The organism is Aeromonas sp. s10, from assembly GCF_040907975.1.
In the GTDB taxonomy this organism is placed as follows: Bacteria; Pseudomonadota; Gammaproteobacteria; order Enterobacterales; family Aeromonadaceae; genus Aeromonas; species Aeromonas caviae.
Window position 1 is genome coordinate 22,710 of the sequence record NZ_JBFOCV010000043.1, and the last position, 23,357, is coordinate 46,066.

The 23,357-nt window shown below is 63.3% G+C and carries 21 protein-coding genes; 9 read left to right on the forward strand and 12 right to left on the reverse strand.

Annotation, left to right across the window (positions count from 1 at the left end; all coding sequences use genetic code 11):
* The first annotated feature begins 4 nt into the window (after positions 1–4).
* Entirely contained in the window at positions 5–550 is a 546-nt protein-coding gene (folK, locus tag AB5Y59_RS15955) for a 2-amino-4-hydroxy-6-hydroxymethyldihydropteridine diphosphokinase (RefSeq protein WP_010675982.1), read from the forward strand.
* A gap of 58 nt (positions 551–608) precedes the next feature.
* On the opposite strand, the gene AB5Y59_RS15960 is transcribed toward folK, so the two are convergent.
* The gene (locus AB5Y59_RS15960; RefSeq protein ID WP_039039618.1) at positions 609–1,313 is read right to left on the reverse strand and encodes an SDR family oxidoreductase; all 705 of its coding nucleotides are present in this window, start codon (positions 1,311–1,313) and stop codon (positions 609–611) included.
* A 159-nt stretch (positions 1,314–1,472) separates the two neighbouring features.
* Between AB5Y59_RS15960 and AB5Y59_RS15965 the strand changes: the two genes are divergently transcribed.
* On the forward strand, positions 1,473–1,877 hold the full coding sequence (locus AB5Y59_RS15965; protein ID WP_039039619.1) for a CBS domain-containing protein: 405 nt from the start codon (positions 1,473–1,475) through the stop codon (positions 1,875–1,877).
* Between the two features lie 249 nt (positions 1,878–2,126).
* Positions 2,127–2,891: an ABC transporter substrate-binding protein gene (locus AB5Y59_RS15970; protein WP_221366058.1), complete on the forward strand. Its 765-nt coding sequence runs from the start codon at positions 2,127–2,129 to the stop codon at positions 2,889–2,891.
* A gap of 101 nt (positions 2,892–2,992) precedes the next feature.
* Here AB5Y59_RS15970 and asnC read toward each other — a convergent pair whose 3' ends face one another.
* Positions 2,993–3,454, reverse strand: coding sequence for a transcriptional regulator AsnC (asnC, locus tag AB5Y59_RS15975; protein WP_041214272.1), 462 nt, complete (start codon positions 3,452–3,454; stop codon positions 2,993–2,995).
* A gap of 154 nt (positions 3,455–3,608) precedes the next feature.
* Between asnC and asnA the strand changes: the two genes are divergently transcribed.
* Positions 3,609–4,601 (forward strand): aspartate--ammonia ligase, encoded by a 993-nt coding sequence (asnA, locus tag AB5Y59_RS15980; protein WP_048209521.1) that lies wholly within the window; start codon positions 3,609–3,611, stop codon positions 4,599–4,601.
* Between the two features lie 228 nt (positions 4,602–4,829).
* On the opposite strand, the gene AB5Y59_RS15985 is transcribed toward asnA, so the two are convergent.
* The 4 genes from AB5Y59_RS15985 to rluD all read right to left on the reverse strand — a co-directional run bounded on the left by AB5Y59_RS15985 (position 4,830) and on the right by rluD (position 10,376).
* Complete coding sequence (locus AB5Y59_RS15985; protein WP_368212319.1) at positions 4,830–5,654, reverse strand: MBL fold metallo-hydrolase; 825 nt, start codon at positions 5,652–5,654, stop codon at positions 4,830–4,832.
* 60 nt (positions 5,655–5,714) lie between these two features.
* Positions 5,715–8,288 carry an ATP-dependent chaperone ClpB gene (clpB, locus tag AB5Y59_RS15990; RefSeq protein ID WP_052816170.1) on the reverse strand — a complete coding sequence of 858 codons (2,574 nt, stop codon included), beginning with the start codon at positions 8,286–8,288 and terminating at the stop codon, positions 5,715–5,717.
* Between the two features lie 250 nt (positions 8,289–8,538).
* Positions 8,539–9,276 carry a peptidoglycan editing factor PgeF gene (gene pgeF, locus AB5Y59_RS15995; RefSeq protein WP_368212321.1) on the reverse strand — a complete coding sequence of 246 codons (738 nt, stop codon included), beginning with the start codon at positions 9,274–9,276 and terminating at the stop codon, positions 8,539–8,541.
* 119 nt (positions 9,277–9,395) lie between these two features.
* Positions 9,396–10,376 carry a 23S rRNA pseudouridine(1911/1915/1917) synthase RluD gene (rluD, locus tag AB5Y59_RS16000; RefSeq protein WP_042864780.1) on the reverse strand — a complete coding sequence of 327 codons (981 nt, stop codon included), beginning with the start codon at positions 10,374–10,376 and terminating at the stop codon, positions 9,396–9,398.
* Between the two features lie 116 nt (positions 10,377–10,492).
* On the opposite strand from rluD, the gene AB5Y59_RS16005 reads away from it, so the two are divergent.
* Positions 10,493–11,248 (forward strand): outer membrane protein assembly factor BamD, encoded by a 756-nt coding sequence (locus AB5Y59_RS16005; RefSeq protein WP_029314864.1) that lies wholly within the window; start codon positions 10,493–10,495, stop codon positions 11,246–11,248.
* A gap of 72 nt (positions 11,249–11,320) precedes the next feature.
* Here the strand turns inward: AB5Y59_RS16005 and AB5Y59_RS16010 are convergent, their stop codons facing one another.
* From AB5Y59_RS16010 to yqhD, 5 genes are all read right to left on the reverse strand, one after another.
* Positions 11,321–12,628, reverse strand: a complete 1,308-nt coding sequence (locus AB5Y59_RS16010; protein WP_323940177.1) for an L-serine ammonia-lyase, iron-sulfur-dependent, subunit alpha — start codon at positions 12,626–12,628, stop codon at positions 11,321–11,323.
* Positions 12,629–12,654: 26 nt separating this feature from the next.
* A complete protein-coding gene (locus AB5Y59_RS16015; RefSeq protein WP_368212323.1) occupies positions 12,655–13,326 on the reverse strand; it encodes a transcriptional regulator in 672 nt (223 codons plus the stop codon).
* Between the two features lie 331 nt (positions 13,327–13,657).
* Positions 13,658–15,142, reverse strand: a complete 1,485-nt coding sequence (gene pntB / locus AB5Y59_RS16020) for a Re/Si-specific NAD(P)(+) transhydrogenase subunit beta (RefSeq protein WP_010675995.1) — start codon at positions 15,140–15,142, stop codon at positions 13,658–13,660.
* A gap of 11 nt (positions 15,143–15,153) precedes the next feature.
* Positions 15,154–16,680 (reverse strand): Re/Si-specific NAD(P)(+) transhydrogenase subunit alpha, encoded by a 1,527-nt coding sequence (locus AB5Y59_RS16025; protein ID WP_010675996.1) that lies wholly within the window; start codon positions 16,678–16,680, stop codon positions 15,154–15,156.
* A gap of 506 nt (positions 16,681–17,186) precedes the next feature.
* Positions 17,187–18,347, reverse strand: a complete 1,161-nt coding sequence (gene yqhD, locus AB5Y59_RS16030; protein ID WP_368212325.1) for an alcohol dehydrogenase — start codon at positions 18,345–18,347, stop codon at positions 17,187–17,189.
* A 118-nt stretch (positions 18,348–18,465) separates the two neighbouring features.
* Between yqhD and AB5Y59_RS16035 the strand changes: the two genes are divergently transcribed.
* Genes AB5Y59_RS16035 through AB5Y59_RS16045 form a run of 3 tightly spaced genes read left to right on the forward strand, consistent with a single transcriptional unit; the run spans position 18,466 to position 20,352 of the window.
* A complete protein-coding gene (locus tag AB5Y59_RS16035; protein ID WP_010675998.1) occupies positions 18,466–19,389 on the forward strand; it encodes an AraC family transcriptional regulator in 924 nt (307 codons plus the stop codon).
* 1 nt (position 19,390) lies between these two features.
* A complete protein-coding gene (locus AB5Y59_RS16040; RefSeq protein ID WP_039039627.1) occupies positions 19,391–19,912 on the forward strand; it encodes a lipocalin family protein in 522 nt (173 codons plus the stop codon).
* Entirely contained in the window at positions 19,909–20,352 is a 444-nt protein-coding gene (locus AB5Y59_RS16045) for a GNAT family N-acetyltransferase (RefSeq protein WP_368212326.1), read from the forward strand. Before AB5Y59_RS16040 ends, AB5Y59_RS16045 begins: the two co-directional genes overlap by 4 nt.
* A 128-nt stretch (positions 20,353–20,480) precedes the next feature.
* Here the strand turns inward: AB5Y59_RS16045 and AB5Y59_RS16050 are convergent, their stop codons facing one another.
* The gene (locus AB5Y59_RS16050) at positions 20,481–22,370 is read right to left on the reverse strand and encodes a methyl-accepting chemotaxis protein (protein ID WP_042015637.1); all 1,890 of its coding nucleotides are present in this window, start codon (positions 22,368–22,370) and stop codon (positions 20,481–20,483) included.
* Positions 22,371–22,781: 411 nt separating this feature from the next.
* On the opposite strand from AB5Y59_RS16050, the gene AB5Y59_RS16055 reads away from it, so the two are divergent.
* Positions 22,782–23,300, forward strand: coding sequence for a class IV adenylate cyclase (locus AB5Y59_RS16055; RefSeq protein WP_042864778.1), 519 nt, complete (start codon positions 22,782–22,784; stop codon positions 23,298–23,300).
* Positions 23,301–23,357: the final 57 nt, after the last annotated feature.

A 23,357-nucleotide genomic window follows, 5' to 3' on the forward strand; every position in this document is an offset into this window, starting at 1 on the left:
AAGCATGTTTTACCTCTGTAGCATTGGATCCAATCTCGACCCCGCCCTGCACGTCAGTCAGGTCGTCGCCGAATTGCTGGCCCGCTTTGGTCGCCTTCACCTGAGTTCCGTCATCCAGACCAAACCCGTGGGCATGCATTCGCGCCACGACTTCCTCAACTGCCTGTTCGTCGTCCAGAGCGACCTCTCCCCCGTCCAGCTCAAGGCCGAGTTTGTCACCATGGAGCTGGCCCATGGCCGGGATCGCAGCAACCCCCTGTGCAAGGTGGCGGACAGGCCACTGGACATCGACATACTGGCCTGCGGCGAACGGGATGACTTCGCCGAGGCCGGGGTGGATGCCTACCTGGGGGATCTGCTGGCGGAGATGTATCAGGGCGGCAGTGTGGACTCCGGCAAGGTGACCCTCGGCCTGCCGGGCAGCAAGGTGTTTGCGAAGCAGCGCATCGGCCAGGCCCCCATCCATCTCTGCCAGCAAGACGAGGCCCTGCTTCCCGGCAACGGCCACCCCGGCCCCCCTTCCCGGCACGCCGCCATCCGGCACCCTTGAGCCGTTCACACACATGAGGCGCCCAAAGGCGCCTCATGTCATGGCGGCCCGCCTTGCCCTAGATGACGGCGAGGGCGCGCCCCCCGTCCACCCGGATGCTGGCCCCGGTCATGTAGTCGTTCTTCATCAGCATCTGTACCGCCTGCCAGATGGGCTCCAGACCCCCTTCCCGCGCCAGCGGCGTCTTCGCCAGCACCTGCTGGCGCCAGTCATCCCCGTGCTCGTCGAGAAACAGGATGGGGCCAGGCTCTATGGTGTTGACCCGCACGGCGGGTGCCAGTTCGCGGGCAAAGCTCATGGCCAGGGAATGGGCTCCCGCCTTGGTGGCCACGTAGGCGGCAAACTGGGGCGCCGGGGCATGGATGTAGATATCGGTGATGTGGATGATGCCCCCGTTGGGCTGGCGAGCAAGGGCGGGGGCCAGCGCCCGGTTGAGCTGGAAGGGAGCCGCCATGTGTACCCGGTAGAACTGATCGAACTGGGCCAGCTGCACCGCAGGATCCGCCGCCTGGGGCTCGAAGGCGGAGGCATTGTGGATGATCAGGGCAAGATCCTCATGAGCCGCCAGCGCCGTCACCACGGCGCCCACCTCCTCTTCCCGGGTGAAGTCCGCCTGTACCAGCTCGACGCCCACGTCTCGCAGACGATCCAGCTCGGGCCGTTCGCTGCGATAGCTGCCCGTCACCTGCCAGCCAGCGGCCACCAGCTGCTCGCACAGATAGAATCCCAGGCGACGGCCACAGCCCGTTACCAATGCACGCATACCCTCTCCTTGTGGTTGTCGCCCTCCCCGATCCATGCAGGATCGCACGGAGGGCCCATTCATCGGCCATGACCTATCGATGTCCGAGGCAAAACCCATTGGCCCCCTTTCACGGCCACCGGGCATAGTGGCCCCATCGACCCCCATGGAGCCACCATCATGCTACAAATTCGCGATCATATGCAGCCATTGACCCACTCACTGCACCCCGGCCTCGGTCTGGCCGAGGCGCTGGACAGACTCCATCGGGCAAACCTGGGGGGCCTGCCGGTACTGGATGACCATCAGCACCTCGTCGGATTTCTCTCCGAGCAGGATTGCATTCCCGCCCTGCTCACGGGCAGCTATCACTGCGACACCCGTACTCTGGTCGAAGATCTGATGAGCCGGGCCCCGCTGTTCGTCTCTCCCGATGACAACATCGTGGATCTCGCCCGCCAGATGGCCGGGGCCAGACCCAAGGTCTATCCAGTGATGGAGGGAGGCAAGGTGACGGGCATCATCAGCCGTCGTCAGGTGATGCAGGCCCTCAACACCCAGATGAAACAGTGTCAGGCAACCTGAGGCAGGCCACCTCGCACACGTGTCATGCCGACTACCCTCCCGCCCACAGCTGGCGAGTGGCTGGTCCATCCCGCCCGACTCTGCCACGGGGCGGCCTGTCGAGGCAGCCCGCCCCCCCTCCCACCGGCACCGTTCGTTTGTCCCCTCCCCATTTCAGGGTTTGCCATCCGTGGTCGTCTCTAGTTAGATAGGTGCCGGTCACAGTCCCTGCCGGATGCGACCCCGTCCCGAGTGCTCAGGAGATGTAACATGCGACGCTTGCTCGTATTCTGCTTGCTGCTGCCCTGCTGGCTGTCAGCCAGGGAGCTGGTCATTGGTGGCATCCTGGAGCCCCCTCTCAAGTGGCTGGATGCACAGGGACACCCTCGCGGGCTGGATGTGGATCTCGTCACCGCCATCTTCGGCACGCTCCATACCCCCATCAGGATTGAGCTCATCGATTCGGGAGCCAGGCTCACCCGCAATGCCGAAAGCGGCTTCTATGACCTGCTGCTGACCCACTCCTACAAACCGGAGCGGGAGGCCTATCTGCTCTACCCCAAACAGGCCCATATGCTCCATAGCTGGCACTTCTTCATACGCAAGGAGTCCGCAGGCCGGATCCATTATGACCAACTGACGGATCTCAAACCCTGGCGTATCGGTGTCACCCGGGACTTCTCCTATACCCCCGAGCTCGCGGCGGCCATGACAGACCCGAGCTATCACTTCCAGGAGATCCCCATCAACCAGTTGCAACTGCGCAAACTCATCGCCGGTCGCATCGACGTGGTGCCCATGTCCCTGGTCACCGCCTTCACCCAGATAAGAGAGGAGGGACTGGAAGGCAAGCTCGACTACCTGCCAAAACCCCTCAAGACCAGCCCCTACTTCAATGTCTGGACCCGTTCCCGGGCCGATGCCGACACCCCGGCCCTGATGGCCGCCTATGATGCCGAACTGCTGCACATGAAGCGGGACGGCCGGCTCAAAGCCCTCTACGACAAATACGGCATCCCCTATATCGAACCCTGATCCACCGGTCAGGGTGCCCTATCCCGCAGGGTCAAATTCTGCTGCGCGAACAGGGTCTCGCACGGGAGAGGGATCTCTACGCCCCCCTCAGACCACCCGACTCAAGGCTTCACATCCCGCAGGATCGGGTTTTGCAGCGAAATCAGCGTCTCGGTGGACTGGATCTCGTCGATGGTCTGGATCTTGTGGATCAGTACCGTCTGCAACTCGTCGATGGAGCGGGTCATCACCTTCATGAAGATGCTGTAGTGGCCGGTGGTGTAGTAGGCCTCCACCACCTCGTCCAGCGCCTGCAGTTTGGCCAGGGCCGACGGGTAATCCTTGGCGCTCTTGAGGTTGATCCCGATGAAGCAGCAGACGTCGTAGCCCAGCTTCTTGGGGTTCACCTGCACCCGCGTTCCCTCGATGATGCCCGCCTGCTTCATCTTCTCTACCCGCACGTGGATGGTGCCCGGGCTCACCAGCAGTTGTTTGGCCAGCTCGGCGTAAGGCAGGCGCGCATTCTCCATCAGGGCGGAGAGGATGGCCTGATCGAGATTATCGATCCGATAATTTTCTGACACTTTTTTGCGCTCCTTTTAATGATTCATCATTAATTGATGGCTTATTTTGAAGAAAAAAACACACAAAGCCTATTTCAATTATCGAATATTGAATTTAGTTGGCATTCTGTTGAAGAATCACCGCATTCAACGGATTCACGACAGGTAATTCAGCATGAAACAGCACTATATCCGCAGCCAACAGCAGATCAGCTTCGTCAAAGAGATGTTCTCCCGCCAACTCGCACTGCAACTCGGCCTGATGGAGGTACAAGCCCCCATTCTGAGCCGGGTCGGTGACGGCACCCAGGACAACCTCTCCGGCTGCGAGCATGCAGTGCAGGTCAAGGTGAAAACCCTGCCGGAGCACAGTTATGAGGTGGTCCACTCCCTGGCCAAGTGGAAGCGCCAGACCCTGGGCCGCTTCGGTTTCGGCCCGGGTGAAGGCATCTACACCCACATGAAGGCACTGCGTCCGGACGAGGATCGTCTCAGCCCCATTCACTCCGTCTACGTCGACCAGTGGGACTGGGAGAAGGTGATGCCGGGCGAGCGCCGGGATCTGGCCTATCTGCAGGAGACTGTGCGCGGCATCTGGACCGCCATCAAGGCCACCGAGCGCGCGGTCTGTGCCGAACACGACCTGACCCCCTTCCTGCCGGCGGATATCCAGTTCCTGCACAGTGAAGAGCTGCTGACCCGCTACCCGGACCTCGATGCCAAGGGACGCGAGCGCGCCATCGCCAAAGAGCTGGGAGCGGTCTTCCTCATCGGTATCGGTGGCGCCCTCTCCCACGGCGAACGCCACGACGTCCGTGCCCCGGACTACGACGACTGGAGCAGCGAGAGCGAGCTCGGGCTGGCGGGTCTGAACGGTGACATCCTGGTGTGGAACCCGGTGCTGGAAGACAGCTTCGAGATCTCCTCCATGGGGATCCGGGTGGACGCAGAGGCGCTGCGCCGCCAGCTCGCCATCACCGGGGACGAGGATCGCCTGCAGTACGACTGGCATCAGGATCTGCTGGCAGCACGGATGCCGCAAACCATCGGCGGCGGCATCGGCCAATCCCGTCTGGCCATGCTGCTGCTGCAAAAAGAGCACATCGGTCAGGTCCAGGTCGGCGTCTGGCCGGCCGAGATGAAGGCCGCCATTGCGGACATGCTGTAACGAATTGATTTGATTGCCTCTGTCCTCCTATCGCGGCAACACGGCGCGGGACAGACGCGATAGCGAAGCTGGTCAGCCGGGGTGGAGAGCGTATCCCGACTGACTGTAAGGCGGGCATGGTCGCTGACTGTGCCTGCCGACCCTGGGGCTTGCCCCTGCGATCCGCTCAACCCACGTCAGATCGCATCGAATACATTCCTCCCGGCAATCTTCGGATTGCCGCTTTTTTTACGCCGAAAAACTGTGCTCAAAACCCGCCCCGATCTGGTGCTGGCGCGGCAGCCCCGCCTTTCTGCTGCCGGTGCAGTGGCAGGCAAACAACCGCTCCACCGCCTCTTCCTGCAGATAGGCTCCGAGCGCCACCGCCCGCTCTGGGCCGGAAAACTTCAGGTGCAGGCCGCCGATGACGGCGTGGATCCGCTCGTCGCCACACACCTCCTTGGCCCACTCGACGATGTTCTCGACCCCGGCGTGACCGCAGCCGATAAAGACGATGAGCCCCTGCTCGCTCTTGTAGGCCAGCGCCGAGTCGTCGCTGATAAGGTCTTTCTCCACCCGCCCACCCCGCACTATGTAACCAAGCAAGGAGGGTTTGGCCTGCTCCCGTCGCAGTATGGATCCCAGGAACACCAGCCGCTCGGACAGCCAGACCGGCTCAGCTGAACAGTGAGGGAGCAGCCCTCTCGTCGCCAGTTGTCGCGGATCCAGGTCGCCCGAGAGGCGGTAGAGGTTGTAGCGTCGGGGCAGCAACGGCAGGAAGTAGCCCCGCTCATTGAACACATCCGGACAAGCGATCAATGGAATGGGATCGGAATAGACGGGCAGGGAGCCGATGCCTCCCACATGGTCGTAATGACCGTGGGACAGCACCACATGGGTGAGAGAGCCAAGATCTACCCCCATCACCTCGGCATTGTGCCGCAGCGCCCGGCCCCGACCACTGTCGAACAGCACCTTGAGTCCATCGCACTCCAACAGCAACGACAGTCCCTTTTCAGGCAGGCAGCCGGGTAGATGAACATCATCATCCACCAAAACGGAAAACGTCAGCATCTCAATCACCCTGAAAACAAAACGCAGGCACGAGGCCTGCGTTTTTCATCGACAATCCCATTACTGGGTCATGGTGAGGCCGTTGCTGTCGGCCCCCAGCCGCAGTGTCTTGCCCGGGATGACCCGACCGCTGAGCAGGGCCTGGGCCAGCGGGTTCTCCACCTTCTGCTGGATCGCCCGCTTGAGGGGGCGCGCCCCGTAGACGGGATCGAACCCGGCATGAACCAGCTTGGTCAGCAGCTCCTCGCTCACCTCCACCTCGAAGCCCTGGGACTCCAGACGGCTCATCAGGCTCTTGAGCTGGATGCGGGCGATGGATTTGATGTGCTCCTCACCGAGGGGGTGGAACACCACGGTCTCGTCGATCCGGTTGATGAACTCCGGCCGGAAGCTACGGGTCAGCACCTCCATCAACATGGCCTTCATCTCGTCGTAATCCTTCTCGGAGTGGTGCTCCTGGATGAGATCCGACCCGAGGTTGGAGGTCATGATGACGACCGTGTTGCGGAAGTCCACGGTACGCCCCTGACCGTCGGTCAGGCGGCCATCGTCCAGCACCTGCAACAGGATGTTGAAGACATCGGGATGCGCCTTCTCCACCTCGTCCAGCAGGATCACCGAGTAGGGGCGACGGCGCACCGCCTCGGTGAGATAGCCCCCTTCCTCGTACCCCACGTATCCCGGAGGCGCCCCCACCAGACGGGCCACGCTGTGTTTCTCCATGAACTCGGACATGTCGATCCGCACCATGGCGTCCTGGGTATCGAACAGGAACTCCGCCAGCGCCTTGCACAGCTCGGTCTTGCCCACCCCGGTGGGGCCGAGGAAGAGGAAGGAGCCGATGGGGCGGTTCGGGTCGGACAGCCCGGCACGAGAGCGGCGAATGGCGTTGGAGACGGCGTCCACCGCCTCTTCCTGGCCGATCACCCGGCTGTGCAGCTGATCCTCCATCCGCAGCAACTTCTCCCGTTCCCCTTCCAGCATGCGGGCCACCGGAATGCCGGTCCAGCGGGCCAGGACGTCGGCGATCTCCACGTCGGTGACCCGGTTGCGCAGCAGGCTGGTCTCCTGCATCTCGGCCTGGGTGGCGAGATCCAGCTGTTTCTCCAGTTCAGGGATGCGGCCGTACTGCAACTCGGACATGCGGCCCAAGTCCCCTGCGCGGCGCGCCACCTCGAGATCCTGACGGGCCTGCTCCAGCGCCGCCTTGATGTGCTGAGTCCCGGCGAGGGCAGCCTTCTCGGCCTTCCACACCTCTTCCAGCTCGTTGTATTCCCGCTCTTTTTCCGTCAGCTCCTGATTGAGCAGATCGAGGCGCTTGCGGCTGGCGTCATCGTCCTCCTTCATCAGCGCCTGCTGCTCCAGCTTGAGCTGGATGATGCGCCGCTCGAGCCGGTCCAGGGATTCCGGCTTGGAGTCGATCTGGAGCCGGATGCTGGCCGCCGCCTCGTCGATGAGGTCGATGGCCTTGTCAGGCAGCTGGCGATCCGCGATGTAGCGGTGGGATAGCTGGGCCGCCGCGACGATGGCGGGGTCGGTGATCTGCACATGGTGGTGCAGCTCGTAGCGCTCCTTCAGGCCACGCAGGATGGCGATGGTGTCCTCCACCGAGGGCTCCTCCACCAGCACCTTCTGGAAACGGCGCTCCAGGGCGGCATCCTTCTCCACGTACTGCCTGTACTCATCGAGGGTGGTGGCCCCGACGCAGTGCAGCTCGCCGCGGGCCAGGGCGGGCTTGAGCATGTTGCCCGCATCCATGGCACCCTCGCCCTTGCCGGCGCCGACCATGGTGTGCAGCTCGTCCACGAAGAGGATGACGTTGCCCTCCTCCTTGGCCAGATCGTTCAGAACCGCCTTGAGCCGCTCCTCGAACTCGCCGCGATACTTGGCTCCGGCCACCAGGGCCCCCATGTCGAGCGACAGCACCCGCTTGTTCTTGAGCCCTTCCGGCACTTCGCCATTGATGATGCGCTGGGCCAGCCCCTCGACGATGGCGGTCTTGCCGACGCCGGGTGCGCCGATCAGCACAGGGTTGTTCTTGGTGCGGCGTTGCAGCACCTGGATGGTGCGGCGAATTTCGTCATCCCGGCCGATCACCGGGTCGAGCTTGCCGAGTTCTGCCCGCTCGGTGAGATCGATGGTGTACTTCTCCAGCGCCTGGCGATTCTCCTCGGCGTTGGCATCCTCCACCTTCTTGCCGCCACGGACCTTGTCGATGGCTGCCTCGAGTTTTTCCTTGGTCAGCCCCTGGGCACGCAGCAGTTCGCCCAGCGTCCCCTTCTCGTCCAGGGCCGCCAGCACGAACAGCTCGGACGAGATGAACTGATCCTTGCGCTGCTGGGCCAGCTTGTCGCAGACGTTGAGCAGTCGGCCGAGGCCGTTGGAGAGCTGTACGTCCCCTTCCACCCCGCTGACGCGGGGCAGGCGATCCAGCTCCTCGCCGAGGCGCGAGCGCAGGGTATTGATGTCGAGCCCGGTCAGGGTGAGCAGCGGACGAATGGATCCGCCGTCCTGATTGAGCAAGGCGCTCATCAGATGGACGGGTTCGATGAATTGGTGGTCACGACCCAGTGCAAGAGACTGGGCATCGGAAATGGCAATCTGGAATTTGCTGGTCAGGCGATCGAGGCGCATTGCACTCCCCCTTCAAGACAGACGCCGCATGCGCGGCAACAACATCGCTTTCTGACAAGGAAGATGTGGTCTTGAAGGGCAATTTCAAGGGGTGGCTGTTTATTTTTTCCTCAATAGCGGTGACAGAGGGAAAACGACCTCGCAATGGCAGCCTGCCCCTTGAGCCTGCTCGGCAGCAAGACATGGCCGCCAAAGGGCCATCACCAGGGAGTGAAGAGGCGCTTGCGGCCACTCGCGAGCGCCTCTTCGGCTATTTTTCCAGCCACACAAGGGAGGCCATGCGACCCGTCTGCCCGTCGCGGCGATAGGAGTAGAAGCGCTCGCTGTCGCTGAAGGTGCAGTATTCTCCGCCATAGATGGCGGTGACGCCGGCGCGGGCGAGGCGCAGTCGGGCCAGCTGGTAGATATCCGCCAACCATTTCCCCTCGTTGGACGAAGGGGCGAATGCAGTCGCCGCTTCCGCCTGCTCCGCCATGAAGGCCTCACGCACCTCGCCACCCACTTCGAACGCGGCGGGACCGATGGCCGGGCCCAGCCAGGCCAGGATCTCGCCAGGCTCGCAGCCCATGGCGGCGATGCTTGCCTCCAATACGCCCCCCTGCAGTCCGCGCCAACCGGCATGGGCCGCCGCCACTACTGTGCCTGTCCGATCACAGAACAGCACCGGCAGGCAGTCGGCAGTCATCACGATGCAGGCCTGCCCCACCTCATGAGCACAGGCGGCATCGGCATCCGGTACGCGCTCATAACGGTCGCTCACCGGATGGACGGCGATGCCATGTACCTGGTTGAGCCAGTTGAGAGTGCCGGGGATCCCCGCCACCTGCTGCAGTCGGGCGCGGTTGGCCTCGACCCTGGCCGGTGCATCGCCTACATGGGCCCCGAGGTTCAGACCAGCAAAGACCCCTTCGCTGATGCCGCCGTCCCGGGTGGTCGAGAGAGCCCTGACATTGCCCGGTGCGGGCCAGTCGGGTGCGATCCAGTTCATCTGTGGCTCCTTTCGTTCATATGAAAACGGGGCCCCTTGGCTGCAACCAGTCAAGGGGCCCCGCATCAGATCATGGAGGGCCGGTTACGGCAGGAATCGTCGCAAGGCCGCCCTCGGGATCAGTTCCAGACCAGATCGTCAGGATTGGCCAGGGTATCCGCCCGCAGCACTTCCATCAGCGCCACCATATCCTGCGGCGTGGGGGAGTGCCACTCCATCACTTCACCCGTGATGGGGTGCGCCAGCTTCAGCATGGTGGCGTGCAGCGCCTGACGGTGGAAAGCGCGCAGGGCCTCGGTCAGTTCGGGGGTGGCGTTGCGCAGCAGACGCAGACGACCGCCGTAGGCGGGATCCCCCACCAGCGGATGCTTGATGTGGGCCATGTGGACACGGATCTGGTGGGTACGGCCGGTCTCCAGCCGCAACCGCAGACGGGTGTGACCACGGAACTTCTCGTGCACCCGGTAGTGGGTGACGGACTCGCGCCCGTTGGGCACCACGGCCATGTGGGTACGCTGGGTCGGGTGACGACCGATGGGGGCATCGACGGTGCCGCCGGCGGTCATGTGACCGATGGCAATCGCCTCGTACTCACGGGTGATCTGGCGTGCCTGCAGGGCTTCCACCAGGTGGGTCTGGGCGGGAATGGTCTTGGCCACCACCATCAACCCCGTGGTGTCTTTGTCCAGACGGTGCACGATACCGGCACGGGGGACCTCGGCGATGCCGGGGTAGCGGTGCAGCAGGGCGTTGAGCACGGTGCCGTCCGGCGTACCGGCGCCCGGGTGAACCACCAGGCCGGCTGGCTTGTCGATCACCAGGATGTGTTCATCTTCATAAACGATGTTCAGCTCGATGTTCTGGGCATCCCAGCGGGTGTCGTCTGCCAGTTCCACATTCACATGTACCTGCTGCCCGGCCACCACTTTCTCGCGCGGGGTATTGGCAACCTGACCGTCCAGGGTCACTCTGTCCTGTAAAATCCACTCCTTGATGCGGGTCCGGGAGTAGTCGGGAAACAATTCGGCCAGGGCCTGGTCGAGTCGTTGCCCGAATTGGTGATCCTGAAATTCGCCTGTCAGTTCAATATGCTGGCTCATGTATGGTCTCTTGAGCGGGGGTATCAATTCGAAATAATCCGGGTATTCTAGCTTTTCTTTTAGCCAAGCATAACGGATACTTTGCCAATTTCGTGGAAATGGACCGGATGTTGTTGATGGGAAAGAAGTCTCACCTGCTGATGTCGCTCGCCTTGGTCGCTACCCTGATCACTGGCTGTTCCAGCACCAAACCCAAGGTTCCCGACGAACCGCCGGAAGTTCTGTACCAGAAAGCCCGCATCAAACTGGATACCGGCAACTACCTCAATGCCATCGAACTGCTGGAAGCGCTGGACTCTCGTTACCCGTTCGGTGCCTACTCCAACCAGGTTCAGCTCGATCTCATCTATGCCTACTACAAGCAGGATGATACCGCCCAGGCGATCGCCAACATCGACCGTTTTATCCGCCTGAACCCGGCGCACAAGAACATCGATTACGTCTTCTATATGCGCGGCCTGACCAACATGGCGGCGGATTACAACTTCTTCCAGGATTTCCTCGGCATCAATCGGGATGACAAGGACCCCTCCTACGCCCGTCAGGCCTTCCAGGACTTCAAGACCCTGCTGCAGAACTACCCCAACAGCAGCTATGCAGCCGATGCCCGTGCCCGCATGATCGGTCTGAAGAACCGTCTTGCCCGCTATGACCTGGGGGTAGCCGAGTACTACGTCAAGCGTGACGCCCTGATCGCCGCCGCCAACCGCGCCAAGCTGATCGTCGAGACCTATCCCGACACGATGGAAACCGAGAAGGCACTGGAAATCATGGTCAACGCCTATGACACCCTGAAGATGCCGACCCTGGCCCAGCATGCCCGCGAAGTGTTGGCCAAGAACTACCCGGACAACCGTCTCGGTCGCGGCTGAGTAGCGAACGAACAATGAAAAACCGGAGCCACTGGCTCCGGTTTTTTTATGGCCGACGGCGGCACTCCGGGGTCACCGGTGCTTACCCTGCTGCTTGGCCCGCATGATGTTGATGATCTCGATGTCGGTATCCAGCATCCCCTCCCTGGAGAGGCGACCCAGGTTGGCGATGGTCTGGTCCACATCGTCCGAGACGATCCCCTCGCTCTGGGGCACGCGCAGGTTGTTGATGGCCATCAGCGAGGATTTCACCGCCGCCGAGGTGGAGGTGGAGACCTTCATGGAGCAGGCGCTGCCGGCGCCGTCACAGATGATGCCGGAGACATCGCCAATCATGTTGTTGATGCAGTGGCTGATCTGCTCGAACTGGCCCCCCAGCAGCCAGGTGATGGCGGCCCCCGATCCCATGGCGGCGGTACTGGCGGCACACAGGGCGGAGAGCTTGTTCTGGTAGGCCTTGATGTAGATGGCCACCAGGTGGCTCATCACCAGGGCACGGGCTAGCTGCTCGTCATCGGCCTTGAGGAAGCGGGCCGCGGCGACCACCGGCATGGTGGCGGCAATGCCCTGGTTGCCGGAACCGGAATTGGACATGGCGGGCAGCATGGCGCCATCCATCCGCGCATCGGAGGCGGCAGACGACAGGCGCATGGCCAGGGTCATCAGGTCGTCGGAGAGCAGCTTGCGCTCCACCTGATCGGTGAGGATCTTGCCGATGCGCAGGCCATAGCCCTGCAGCCCTTCGTCCGCCAGCGCCTGGTTCATGGTGGCCGCCTCGCGGATGAAGTCGATCTCGACCAGCGGCACCTCCAGGGCGAAGGCCACGATCTCCTTCAGGGTCATGGCGGGCTTGTCGGCCTTGGCTGGCTGGATCTGCACCCCGGGGGCGCTGTCCTGCACCATCAGCACCTCGCCATCCTTCTCCATCAGCACGATGCGGGTATGGTCCGTACAGATCACCACCCGGGCGCTGTGCCCCTCCACTTCGGCCAGCACCTCGGCGTAGAGCACGTCGGGCACATCCTTCACATCCACCTCTATGGTGGGCAGCAGCCCCTTGGCCGCCTCGACCTGATCCGGCGTGAGGCTCTTGAGCACCTCCAGACCGGCATCCGGGTTGCCACCGGTGATGCCGACAGCGGCGGCCACCGGCAGGCCGATCATGCCGGTGCCGGGCACACCGACCCCCATGCCGTTCTTGAACAGATTTCCGCTGACCCAGACGCGGGTGCGGGTCGGTACCTGCCCCAGCAGCTTGCGGCAGTTGGCCGCCGCCAGGGCGACCGACATGGGCTCGGTGCAGCCGAGGGCCGGCACCACTTCACGCTTGAGCAGGGTAATAAAGTCGGTCCATTGTGCGTTCATTGCGATGTGTCTCATGTTCATGGCGCCCGCGTGCGGGCTCGTCATTGTTGTTCGGCCAGTTCCGCCTTGTGATTGCGGATATGCAGGTAAACGGTATGGCGGGAGATGCCGAGCAGCTCGGCCACCAGTTGGGCGGCATCCTTGATCTCGAAGATGCCCATGTCGTAGAGCCGGTGCACGATCGCCTTGTTGCGCACGCTGCTGCCCAGCCCGGGATCCCTGTCCACCTTGGCGATCACCTGCGCCACCAGATCATCCACCGAGCTGGCGAAGGTCTCGGTGCCGTGGGCAGGGGGCACTGCGGGCGGGGCAAAGGTGTCAAGCAGGCTGCCAAGGGACGTGTCCAGGCTGAAATTCACGCACAGCATACCGATGGGTTTGCCCTCGCGGTTGCTGATGGTGATGGACGAGGACTTCAGCAGGGAGCCCTCCCGGGTGCGGGAAAAATAGCTGCTCCACTGGCTGCCGGCGGCACTGTGCAACTTGTCGAGCGCAAAATCGGTGACCGGCGCTCCCTCCTGGCGGCCGGTGATGTGGCCGTTGGCAATCTTGATGACGGAGGCGTGCAGACTGTCAAAGGCGTGCAGCACCACCTCGCAGCCCGGGCCAAACAGGGCGGACAGCGCCGCCACCGCAGGCTCGAAGCTGGCGATCAGATGGCGCTCTTCATCGGTCAGTGTGCTGGCGTCGCGCAAGGGAGCTACCTCGGTCATGGGGTCATCCGGTCAACGTTGGGCAAGGATATTCGAAGCGGACTCAAATAAAATTGAGCAAATCCGCTTTTTGCGCGGGCATTATGCCCGACTGGTGAGACAACACCACAAAATGTGAGCAAAATCACGACTAAAATGACAAAAAGGCCCCATGAGAGGCCTTCAAGGTGGTTTTTTGGTGCTTTTGCTCAACTTTAATTGAGCCAGGGCTCGTCAGTCAGTCCGGACAGGCAGGCAGGCACCACCGTCTGTCTGTTCCCTGCCACGGTCATCCACTCTGGTCATAAAAAAAGGGGGCCGAAGCCCCCTTTTTGTCTCATCCGGTCAACGCTTACAGCGCCTTCAGGATGGCCTCGACGCTGGCCTTGGCATCGCCAAACAGCATCTGGGTGTTCTCCTTGAAGAACAGCGGGTTCTGGACACCGGCGTAGCCAGTGTTCATGGAGCGCTTGAAGCCGATGACGTTCTGCGCCTTCCACACCTCCAGCACCGGCATGCCGGCGATGGGGCTGCCCGGATCTTCCATGGCGGCCGGGTTGACGGTGTCGTTGGCACCAATCACCAGCACCACGTCGGTGTCGGCGAAGTCATCGTTGATCTCGTCCATTTCCAGCACGATGTCATAGGGGACTTTCGCTTCCGCCAGCAGCACGTTCATGTGGCCAGGCAGACGACCGGCCACCGGGTGGATGCCGAAGCGCACCTTGACGCCGCGGTCACGCAGCTTCTGGGTGATCTCGGCCACCGGGTACTGGGCCTGCGCCACCGCCATGCCGTAGCCCGGGGTGATGATGACGGAGCTGGCGTTCTTCAGCATGTCGGCCACGTCTTCGGCGTTGGTCTCGCGGTATTCGCCCAGCTCCTGCTCGGCGGTGGAGGCCACGCCGTCGGAGCCAAAGCCTCCTGCGATCACGGAGATGAAGGAGCGGTTCATCGCCTTGCACATGATGTAGGAGAGGATGGCACCGGAGGAACCCACCAGGGCACCGGTGACGATCAGCAGGTCATTGGAGAGCATGAAGCCCGCCGCCGCTGCCGCCCAACCGGAGTAGGAGTTCAGCATGGAGACCACCACCGGCATGTCCGCACCGCCGATGGAGGCGACCAGGTGCCAGCCGAAGGCGAAGGCGATCAGGGTCATCACCAGCAGAGCGAAGGTGGAGCCACCGGCGTTGACGAAGTGGATCATCAGCGCGATGGAGACCACCACGGCCAGCAGGTTCAGCTTGTGGCGGTGCGGCAGCATCAGCGGCTTGGAAGAGATGAGGCCACGCAGCTTGCCGAACGCCACCACGGAACCGGTGAAGGTCACGGCACCGATGAAGACGCCCAGGAACACTTCCACCAGGTGGATGTTCAGCATGGCGCCGGAGAGGTGCTCGACCTGGGCGACGCTTGCCGCCTGCTCGAACGCCGCCCGGGCGGCTGCCAGGGTCGCATCCAGGTTGGAACCGACGGAGACCACCACCTCGGCGGGGGCGGAGGGGTGCAGATCGATGAAGCTGTTGAAGCCCACCAGCACCGCTGCCATGCCCACGAAGCTGTGCAGCACGGCCACCAGCTCGGGCATCTCGGTCATCTCGACCTTGAGGGCCAGACGCACGCCGATGGCGCCACCGATGGCCATGGCCAGGATGATCCAGTGGACGCCACTGGTTTCCGGGTTGAAGACGGTGGCGAGCAGGGCGATGGCCATCCCCGCGATACCGAACAGGTTGCCATGCTTGGCCGTTTCTTGCTTCGACAGTCCCGCGAGACTGAGGATGAAGAGCACGGCGGCAACGATATAGGATGCTGTTACCAGTCCTTGAGACACGTTAAACCCCCTTAATCCTTACGGAACATCTTCAGCATGCGCTGAGTGACGGTGAAGCCACCGAAGATGTTGATACTGGCAATCAGCACGGCGACAAAGGCCAGCACGGTGACCAGGGTCGACCCTTGTCCAATCTGCAACAGCGCACCGACCACGATGATGCCGGAGATGGCATTGGTGACCGACATCAGCGGCGTGTGCAGGGCGTGAGAGACGTTCCACACCACGTAGTAACCGACCACGCAGGCCAGGATGAAGACGGTGAAGTGGGAGAGGAAGGCGGCAGGCGCCACAGCGGCCACCCAACCGAAGGCGGCGATGCCGAGGGCACCGAACACGAACTTCTTGTTGGAGGGCTTGGCCTCTTCCTTCTTGGCGGCCGGTTTGGCGGCAGCAGGTTTCTGCGGGGCGGCAGAGACGGAGATGGCGGGGGGCGGGAAGGTCACTTCACCGGCCTGGACCACCGTCATGTTGCGCTGCACCACGTCTTCGAAGTCGATGGCGACGTTGCCGTCCTTCTCCTTGCACATCAGCTTCATCAGGTTCACCAGGTTGGTGCCGTAGAGCTGGGAGGATTGGGCAGGCAGGCGGCCCGGCAGATCGGTGTAACCGATCACCTTGACGCCGTTGTCGGTGACATGCAGTTCACCCGGTACCGTGTATTCGCAGTTGCCGCCGGCCTGGGCCGCCATGTCCACGATGACGGAGCCCGGCTTCATGCTGTCCACCATTTCCTTGGTGATGAGCTTGGGTGCCGGCTTGCCCGGGATCAGGGCGGTAGTGATGATGATGTCCACTTCCTTGGCCTGCTGGGCGAACAGCTCCATCTCGGCCTTGATGAACTCTTCGCTCATCACCTTGGCGTAACCGTCGCTGGAAGCGCCATCTTCGCCGCCGAAGTCCAGCTTGAGGAATTCCCCACCCATGGACTCGATCTGCTCGGCCACTTCCAGACGGGTATCGAAGGCACGCACGATGGCACCGAGGGAACCGGCGGTCCCGATGGCGGCCAGACCGGCCACACCGGCACCGATGACCAGCACCTTGGCGGGCGGTACTTTACCGGCGGCGGTGATCTGGCCGGTGAAGAAGCGACCGAACTGGTGCGCGGCTTCCACGACGGCGCGATAGCCACCGATGTTGGCCATGGAAGAGAGGGCGTCGAGGGACTGGGCACGGGAGATCCGCGGCACCATGTCCATCGCCATCACATTGATGTTGCGCTCGGAAAGCTTCTTGACCAGCTCGGGGTTCTGTGCGGGCCAGATGAAGCTCACCAGGGTGGCACCATCCTTAATTTGTGCGATTTCGGCCTCGGTCGGCGCGTTGACCTTGAAGACAAGGTCGGCTTGCCAGACGTTCGGTACCACGCTGGCACCGGCAGCCTCGAAGGCGGCATCATCGAAGCTGGCTCGCAGGCCGGCACCGGCCTCGATGGCAACCTCGAAGCCGAGCTTTTTCAGCTGCTCGACAGTGGCCGGGGTCGCTGCGACCCGGGTCTCACCGGCGAGACTCTCTCTCGGTATTCCAATCTGCATGACTATTCCCTGATGGTTAATAAACAATCATCGCCAAGTCTCTCATGTCTGAGGGGACAAGGCATGATCAAAGTGCAGGTCACGGGCCCTTTGTTATGAAAATCAGCAAGCTTCACCTCGACCTCCTGTCACGGTCAGGCCCCCGCTTTTCAGGCGCGAGGGTGATTAGTATCAAATTTTGGAGTTTTATTACAACCACGGCCCCGGGCGGGCGGGTACAGAATTCAGCCCATCCCGGACCATGATTAAAAAAAACAAACCAAATTAGGGGCTTATACCAGCAAAAAGCGCTAAAAAAAGTGATCCAACCAGTCAAAAAAAATGTTTAACCCGGCCTCTACCTTAGCGTTTTTTGTTCTTACGAAATCTGCCGTTGGCTCATCTGATGAGATGAAAAGGGAAAAAGTAACCATTTTGCAACGATCAGGGGGCCGCGTCCCCGCCTGCTGGCGGGTTCGGGCCCCCTGGTGCAACTGGGCCTTGGGCCCGTTTCAGGCGCGCTCTGCTTACCAGGCCGCCTCATAAATATGCCGGCTCTGGGCGAGATCGATGTCGCCGTGCTCACCCAGGGCGGTCATGCCGTGCTCTTCGAGCTTGGCCAGCAGGGCGTCGATCCGGGCGTCGGCCACGTAATCCCGCAGCCGGGTCTTGATCCCCATCCGCTCGAAGAAATCGCGGGTGGCGGCGATGGCACCGTCGATACGCGCCTCGTCACTTCCGCTGCGCAGATCCCAGACCCGCTCGGCGTATTGCAGCAGCTTGGCGCGCTTCTGCTCGCGCTTGGCCTGCAGCAAGGCGGGCAGCACCACCGCCAGGGTCTGGGCGTGGTCCAGACCGTGCAGGGCGGTGATCTCGTGGCCCAGCATGTGGGTGGCCCAGTCCTGGGGCACGCCGGCTCCGATCAGGCCGTTCAACGCCAGGGTGGCGCTCCACATGATGTTGGCACGCACGTCGTAGTTTTCCGGCTCCACCAGCGCCTTGGGCCCCTCTTCCGCCAGGGTCAGCAGCAGCCCTTCTGCGAAGCGATCCTGCACCTTGGCATCCACCGGGTAGGTGAGGTACTGCTCCAGGGTGTGGATGAAGGCATCCACCACCCCATTGGCCACCTGACGGGCGGGCAGGGTGTAGGTGAGCACGGGGTCGAGCACGGCGAAGCGCGGCATCACGAAGGGCGAGAAGAAGTGCTGCTTGTCCCCTGTGCTCTTGCGGGTGATGACGGCGCCCATGTTCATCTCGGAACCGGTGGCCGGCAGGGTCAGCACGCTGCCCAGAGGAATGGCGGAGGCCACCTCGCCCCCGACGGTCTCGAGGATGTGCCAGGGATCCCTGGCCGGATCGTAGTGAGCGGCCGCGGCGATGAACTTGGAACCGTCCAGCACGGAGCCGCCACCCACTGCCAGCAGGAAGTCGATCTTCTCGGCGCGGGCCAGTTCGACGGCACCCATCAGGGTCTCGTAGGTGGGGTTGGGCTCGATGCCGCCAAATTCAAACAGGGTCAGGCCGGCCAGCTCGCTGCGGATCTGGTCCAGCAGGCCGCTGCGCACCACGCTGCCACCGCCGTAGGTGACGAGGATGCGGGCGTCGCTGCGGATCTGGCCGCGCAGCTGGGCCACCTGGCCCTTGCCGAACAGCACCTTGGTGGGGGTGTGCAGGATGAAGTTGTTCATGGGATCTCCCGGGGTGGTCGTAGTCGGTAAGGTATGGGTTGCATTTTTCTCTTATAACCCCCTACCATCAAGGGAGCTTTCTGCCGATTTCTTGCCTATTTCTACTGAGCCTGGATAAATGAGTACAAATCAGCCCATCGCGGCGACCCACCAGTCCGCCCTCGCCAGCCGACTCGCCGCCCTGGCACCCCACCCGGGGATCACCGCCGCCCCCGTGCCCGGCGTGCACCTCATCTACACCACGGAGCATCACGACCGCATCCCGGTGCTCTACCGCCCGCGCATGATCATCATCCTGCAGGGGCACAAGGTGGGCTATCTCTCGGACTTCACCTTCCGCTACGACCCCGAGCACTACCTGATGATGACCCTGCCGCTGCCCTGCGAGTGCGAGTGCTTCGCCTCCCCCGAATCCCCTCTGGTGGGGCTCTCGGTGGAGATCGACGTGGCGGCGCTGCAGGCCCTGCTGCTGGAGATGGGGGACGCGGCCCCCGCCCCGGCGGAACCGGGTCGCGGCGTGGTCTCCGTGCCCCTCTCCGAGACCATGCTCTGCGCGGTGGAGCGCCTCATCGACGTGATGGACAAACCGCTCCACGCCCGGGTGCTGGGGCCCCAGATCGTGCGCGAGATCCTGTTCCACGCCCTGCACGAAGGGGGGGCCCCCGCCCTGCTGGCCATGGCCAGCCGTCACAGCCAGGTGAGCCAGATCGCCCGGGTGCTGCGTATCATGGAGCAGCGCTTTACCGAGAACCTGACGGTGGAGGAGCTGGCCCGGGAGGCGAACATGAGCGTCTCGGCCTTCCACCACCACTTCAAGGCGGCCACCGCCACCTCACCCCTGCAGTACATCAAGACCCTGCGCCTGCACCGGGCGCGGCTGATGATGCTGCACGACGGCCTCAAGGCCGGGGTGGCGGCGGACAAGGTAGGCTACGAGAGCGGCTCCCAGTTCAGCCGCGAATACAAACGCTTCTTTGGCAACACCCCGAGCGAACACGCGGCACGCTTCCGCTCGGGACAACTGCGTATCGTGGAGGGATGACATGCGCACACTGATCCTGCTCGTTCTGACCCTGCTGGCCACCGCCTGCACCGGCATTCCACCGGGACACCAGGTGGTCAAGCCCTTCCAGCTCGACCGCTACCTGGGCACCTGGTACGAGGTGGCCCGCCTCGATCACGGCTTCGAGCGCGGCCTGAACCGGGTCACCGCCACCTACAGCCTGCGGGATGACGGCGGTGTCAGGGTGATCAACCGGGGGCAGGACGAACAGGGGGAATGGCGCGAGGCCGAGGGGCGCGCCTACTTCGTGGGCGACAGCGACGAGGGGCGCCTCAAGGTGAGCTTCTTCGGCCCCTTCTACGGCAGCTACAACGTGCTGGCGACGGACTATGACCTCTCCCTGGTGAGCAGTTACAACCTCCAGTACCTCTGGATCCTCTCCCGCACGCCCCATCCCCCCAAAGAGAAGGTAGAGGCCCTGGTCGAGCGGGCCCGGGGGCTCGGCTTTGCCACCGACCGGCTGATCTGGGTCAGCCAGGATCCGGCGGGGAACGCCCCATGAGGATCTTCCAGGCCACCCCCGGGGACATTCCCCGGGTCACCCCCCTGTTCGTGGAATACCGGGCGTTCTACCGGCTGCCAGCCCGGCCCGAGGCCGCCGAAGCCTTCCTGCTGGAGCGCTGCACCGCCGGGGAGTCGGTGCTCTTCTTGGCCCAGAGCGAGGCGGGAGAGGTGCTGGGATTTGCCCACCTCTATCCCCTGTTCTGCTCCCTCGCCCTGAAGCCCATCTGGCTGCTGTACGATCTGTTCGTGGCGCCGGCGGCCCGCCAGCAGGGGGTGGCCCAGGCGCTGCTGGCGCGGGCCGATCGCCACGGCCAGGAGACGGGCGCCGCCTTCCTGATGCTGAGCACCGCCACCGACAACCGGCAGGCTCAGGCCCTCTACGAAGGGCACGGCTACCAGCGGGACAACGAGTTCTACAGCTACATCAAGCCTCTCTGAGCCTCTGCCTGCGCCCGTTGCAGGGCCAGGACCCGGCATTATTCAGCGGGTGCATGACGAAATAATATCCATACACAGGATGAATAAAGGCGACCCCGGGGTCGCCTTTGTCACATCCGGGTCGCAGCCTAGAGCCGGAAGCGCCCGATCTCCTGCTCCAGCCGCTCGGTGAGAGACTTGAGCTGGGCCGCCTGGGCGGCCTCTTCACCAGCCTGGGCCGCCAGCGCCTGGGAGACGTGGCGGATATTCTCGGTGTTGCGGCTGATCTCGCCGGTCACCGAGGTCTGCTCCTCGGCCGCCGCCGCGATCTGGGTCGCCATGTCGCTGATGGCGCCGATGGCCTCGTTGATCCGGCCCAGGCTGAGATTCGCCGCTTCGGCGTCCTCCACGCTGGTGCCCGCCAGCTGGCGGCTGGTCTCCATGCCGCCCACCGCCTTGCGGGTGGTCTGCTGCAGCGCCTCGATCATCTGCTGGATCTCGGCGGTGGAGTCGTGGGTGCGGCGCGACAGCACCCGCACCTCGTCCGCCACCACGGCAAAGCCGCGCCCCTGCTCCCCGGCCCGGGCCGCCTCGATGGCGGCGTTCAGGGCCAGCAGATTGGTCTGCTCGGCGATGCCGCTGATGGTGGCCAGAATGCCGCTGATCTGCTGGGCGTGGCCATCCAGCTCGTGGATGGTCTGGCTGGCGTCGGAGACCTCCCCCGCCAGCCCCGTGATGCTGCGCTGGCTCTGGCCGACCTGGGACTGGCCGGCCACCGCGAGGCGCACCGCATCGCCGGCGGTGTTGGCGGCAAACTCGGCGTTGCCGGCGATCTCCTGGGTGGCGGAGGCCATCTCGGTCACCGCGGTCGCCACCATGACGATCTCGTCCTGCTGCTGGCGCACCCGCTGGCTGCGGGCCTCGGCCCCCGCCGCCTGGGTGCGGGACTGGGCCGCCAGCTCGACGGTGACGTCCCGCAACCGGCTGACAATGCCGTGCAGTCGCGCCACGAACTGGTTGAAGTTCTGGGCCAGCTGCCCCACCTCATCCTGGCTGCGGGTGGCAATCTGCACCGTGAGATCCCCCTCCCCGTGGGCGATGTCGGCGAGCGCCCTAGAGACCCGTCCCAGATCCGCGAACAGGTAGTTGAACATGGCGATGAGCAGGGCACCGAACACCAGCAGCAGTACCAGGGTCAGCCCCACCAGTTGCCACAGCAGGGAGGCGAGCGGCGCCTCCAGCACCTCCTTGTACATCACCATGGCGAGCAGCCAGTCGGTGCCGGGCACGCCCTGCACCGAGAGCAGCACCTCGCGCCCGTTCAGGTTGGCGCCGTGCAGTTCGCCGTCGCGGCTCCACGCATCCAGCGCCGCCCCGGTGAGACCGGGATCCAGCTCCGCCACCTGCTTGAGCGCCAGCTCCTTGTTCGGGTGGCCGACGATGAGGCCGGTGCGATCGAGCAGCATGGCGTAGCCCTCCCCCTGCACCTTCATGGCCAGCACCTCGTCGATGAGGGCGTCGAGGGAGAGATCCGCCCCGGCCACCCCAATCACCCGGCCCTGATGGCTCACCGGCTCGGCCAGGGTCACCACCATCTGCTGCATGGTCACGCTGACATAGGGCGGCGTGACGATGAGCTTGCCCGCCTTGTCGGCGTTCTGGTACCAGGGGCGGGCCCTGGGGTCATAGTTGGCGGTGTTGAGGGCGGGATCGTGGCGGGTCATCTCCCCCTGCGCCGAACCAAAATAGGTGAGGCCGAAACCGCCGGAGGTGCGGGTCTGCAACAGGTGGGGCACCAGGGCCGTGTCGGGGTCGCGCGCAATGACGGCGGCCAGGGCGTCGACCGCGTGCTTGCGATCCTCAAGCCAGTTGCCGATGGCCACCGAGTGGGCGTGGCCGTAGTTGACCGCCTCGCTCTGGATGGCGTCAAGGGTGCGGGATTTGAGGGTGTGGAAGGCGACAATACCGAGCAGGGCTGCCATCAGCAGCACTACCCCCAGGCTGGCCGCGAGCAGCTTGCCGCGCAACGAGAGAGTCATGACAACGAATCCTTGTGGTAGCCGGGGGCCGGGAATACCCCCATCTTGGTAGTTCTATCGGCACAATCATGAACGGTCTTTAGTGAATCCTGATATTTTTTCATCTATCAACAACAGAACGCACTACCCGCAACAGGCTGTTCACTATTCCATGCTGACACCCGCAGGCACCACAAGGCCGCCCTAAGGCGGCCATGAGGTCAGGTCGCGGATGACGGGCAGGCACCGGCAGAGCAGGCCAGCGCCCGCTGACCTGTCTCTTGAGGGCGGTTTCAGGTGCCTGCAAAGAGGGTTGGCGGGCAGGGTTGAGCATCCATCAGGAACCGAGCTGGTACTCCCCCTGTTGCCCCCCTCTCGACAACGTGGGCTGTGCTAGATTGGGTATCCCGTTTTCAAGGAGAACCCGCTGCCATGCCACGAAATATCGAGATCAAAGCCCGCATAGCCGGGGTCGATGACCTTATCCCCAGAGCCGCGGCCATCGCCGACAAGGGCCCCGTCGACATCGCCCAGGACGATACCTTCTTTCGCTGTGAATCGGGCCGCTTCAAATTGCGGACGCTCTCCCCGTCGGCAGGCCAGCTCATCTTCTACCGCAGGCCTGATCAACAGGGTCCGAAGGAGAGCTACTACCACATCACGCCAACGAACGAGCCGGACAAGCTGCGGGAAACGCTCACCCTGGCTTGCGGCCAGATTGGCAGAGTGCGAAAACAGCGGACCCTGTTTCTGGTGGGCAGAACCCGGATCCATCTCGACCGGGTTGAAGGGCTGGGTCACTTCCTCGAACTGGAAGTGGTGCTGGAAGATGACGAGCCGCGCGAGGTGGGGATGCAGGAAGCTCACGACATCATGGCGCGTCTCGGTATCGAGCCCTCCCGGTTGATCGAAGGCGCCTATCTGGATCTCCTGCTGCAACGACAACCCTGAGTGATTCACAACAACAAGGCCGCCTCAAGGGCGGCCTTTTACTGTCCGGCGGTTGGG

Coding starts and splice junctions, on each gene's coding strand:
- clpB (WP_052816170.1), bottom strand. CDS start 8,288: ATGCGCCTCGATCGCCTGACCAGCAAATTCCAGATTGCCATTTCCGAT.
- pgeF (WP_368212321.1), bottom strand. CDS start 9,276: ATGAACTGGATCGCACCCGACTGGCCCGCACCGGGCAATGTCAGGGCT.
- AB5Y59_RS15985 (WP_368212319.1), bottom strand. CDS start 5,654: ATGCTGACGTTTTCCGTTTTGGTGGATGATGATGTTCATCTACCCGGC.
- AB5Y59_RS16005 (WP_029314864.1), top strand. CDS start 10,493: ATGGGAAAGAAGTCTCACCTGCTGATGTCGCTCGCCTTGGTCGCTACC.
- yqhD (WP_368212325.1), bottom strand. CDS start 18,347: ATGAACAACTTCATCCTGCACACCCCCACCAAGGTGCTGTTCGGCAAG.
- asnA (WP_048209521.1), top strand. CDS start 3,609: ATGAAACAGCACTATATCCGCAGCCAACAGCAGATCAGCTTCGTCAAA.
- AB5Y59_RS16040 (WP_039039627.1), top strand. CDS start 19,391: ATGCGCACACTGATCCTGCTCGTTCTGACCCTGCTGGCCACCGCCTGC.
- AB5Y59_RS16055 (WP_042864778.1), top strand. CDS start 22,782: ATGCCACGAAATATCGAGATCAAAGCCCGCATAGCCGGGGTCGATGAC.
- AB5Y59_RS15960 (WP_039039618.1), bottom strand. CDS start 1,313: ATGCGTGCATTGGTAACGGGCTGTGGCCGTCGCCTGGGATTCTATCTG.
- AB5Y59_RS16025 (WP_010675996.1), bottom strand. CDS start 16,680: ATGCAGATTGGAATACCGAGAGAGAGTCTCGCCGGTGAGACCCGGGTC.
- AB5Y59_RS15965 (WP_039039619.1), top strand. CDS start 1,473: ATGCTACAAATTCGCGATCATATGCAGCCATTGACCCACTCACTGCAC.
- AB5Y59_RS16045 (WP_368212326.1), top strand. CDS start 19,909: ATGAGGATCTTCCAGGCCACCCCCGGGGACATTCCCCGGGTCACCCCC.
- AB5Y59_RS16050 (WP_042015637.1), bottom strand. CDS start 22,370: ATGACTCTCTCGTTGCGCGGCAAGCTGCTCGCGGCCAGCCTGGGGGTA.
- AB5Y59_RS16035 (WP_010675998.1), top strand. CDS start 18,466: ATGAGTACAAATCAGCCCATCGCGGCGACCCACCAGTCCGCCCTCGCC.
- AB5Y59_RS16015 (WP_368212323.1), bottom strand. CDS start 13,326: ATGACCGAGGTAGCTCCCTTGCGCGACGCCAGCACACTGACCGATGAA.
- AB5Y59_RS16010 (WP_323940177.1), bottom strand. CDS start 12,628: ATGAGACACATCGCAATGAACGCACAATGGACCGACTTTATTACCCTG.
- rluD (WP_042864780.1), bottom strand. CDS start 10,376: ATGAGCCAGCATATTGAACTGACAGGCGAATTTCAGGATCACCAATTC.
- AB5Y59_RS15970 (WP_221366058.1), top strand. CDS start 2,127: ATGCGACGCTTGCTCGTATTCTGCTTGCTGCTGCCCTGCTGGCTGTCA.
- folK (WP_010675982.1), top strand. CDS start 5: ATGTTTTACCTCTGTAGCATTGGATCCAATCTCGACCCCGCCCTGCAC.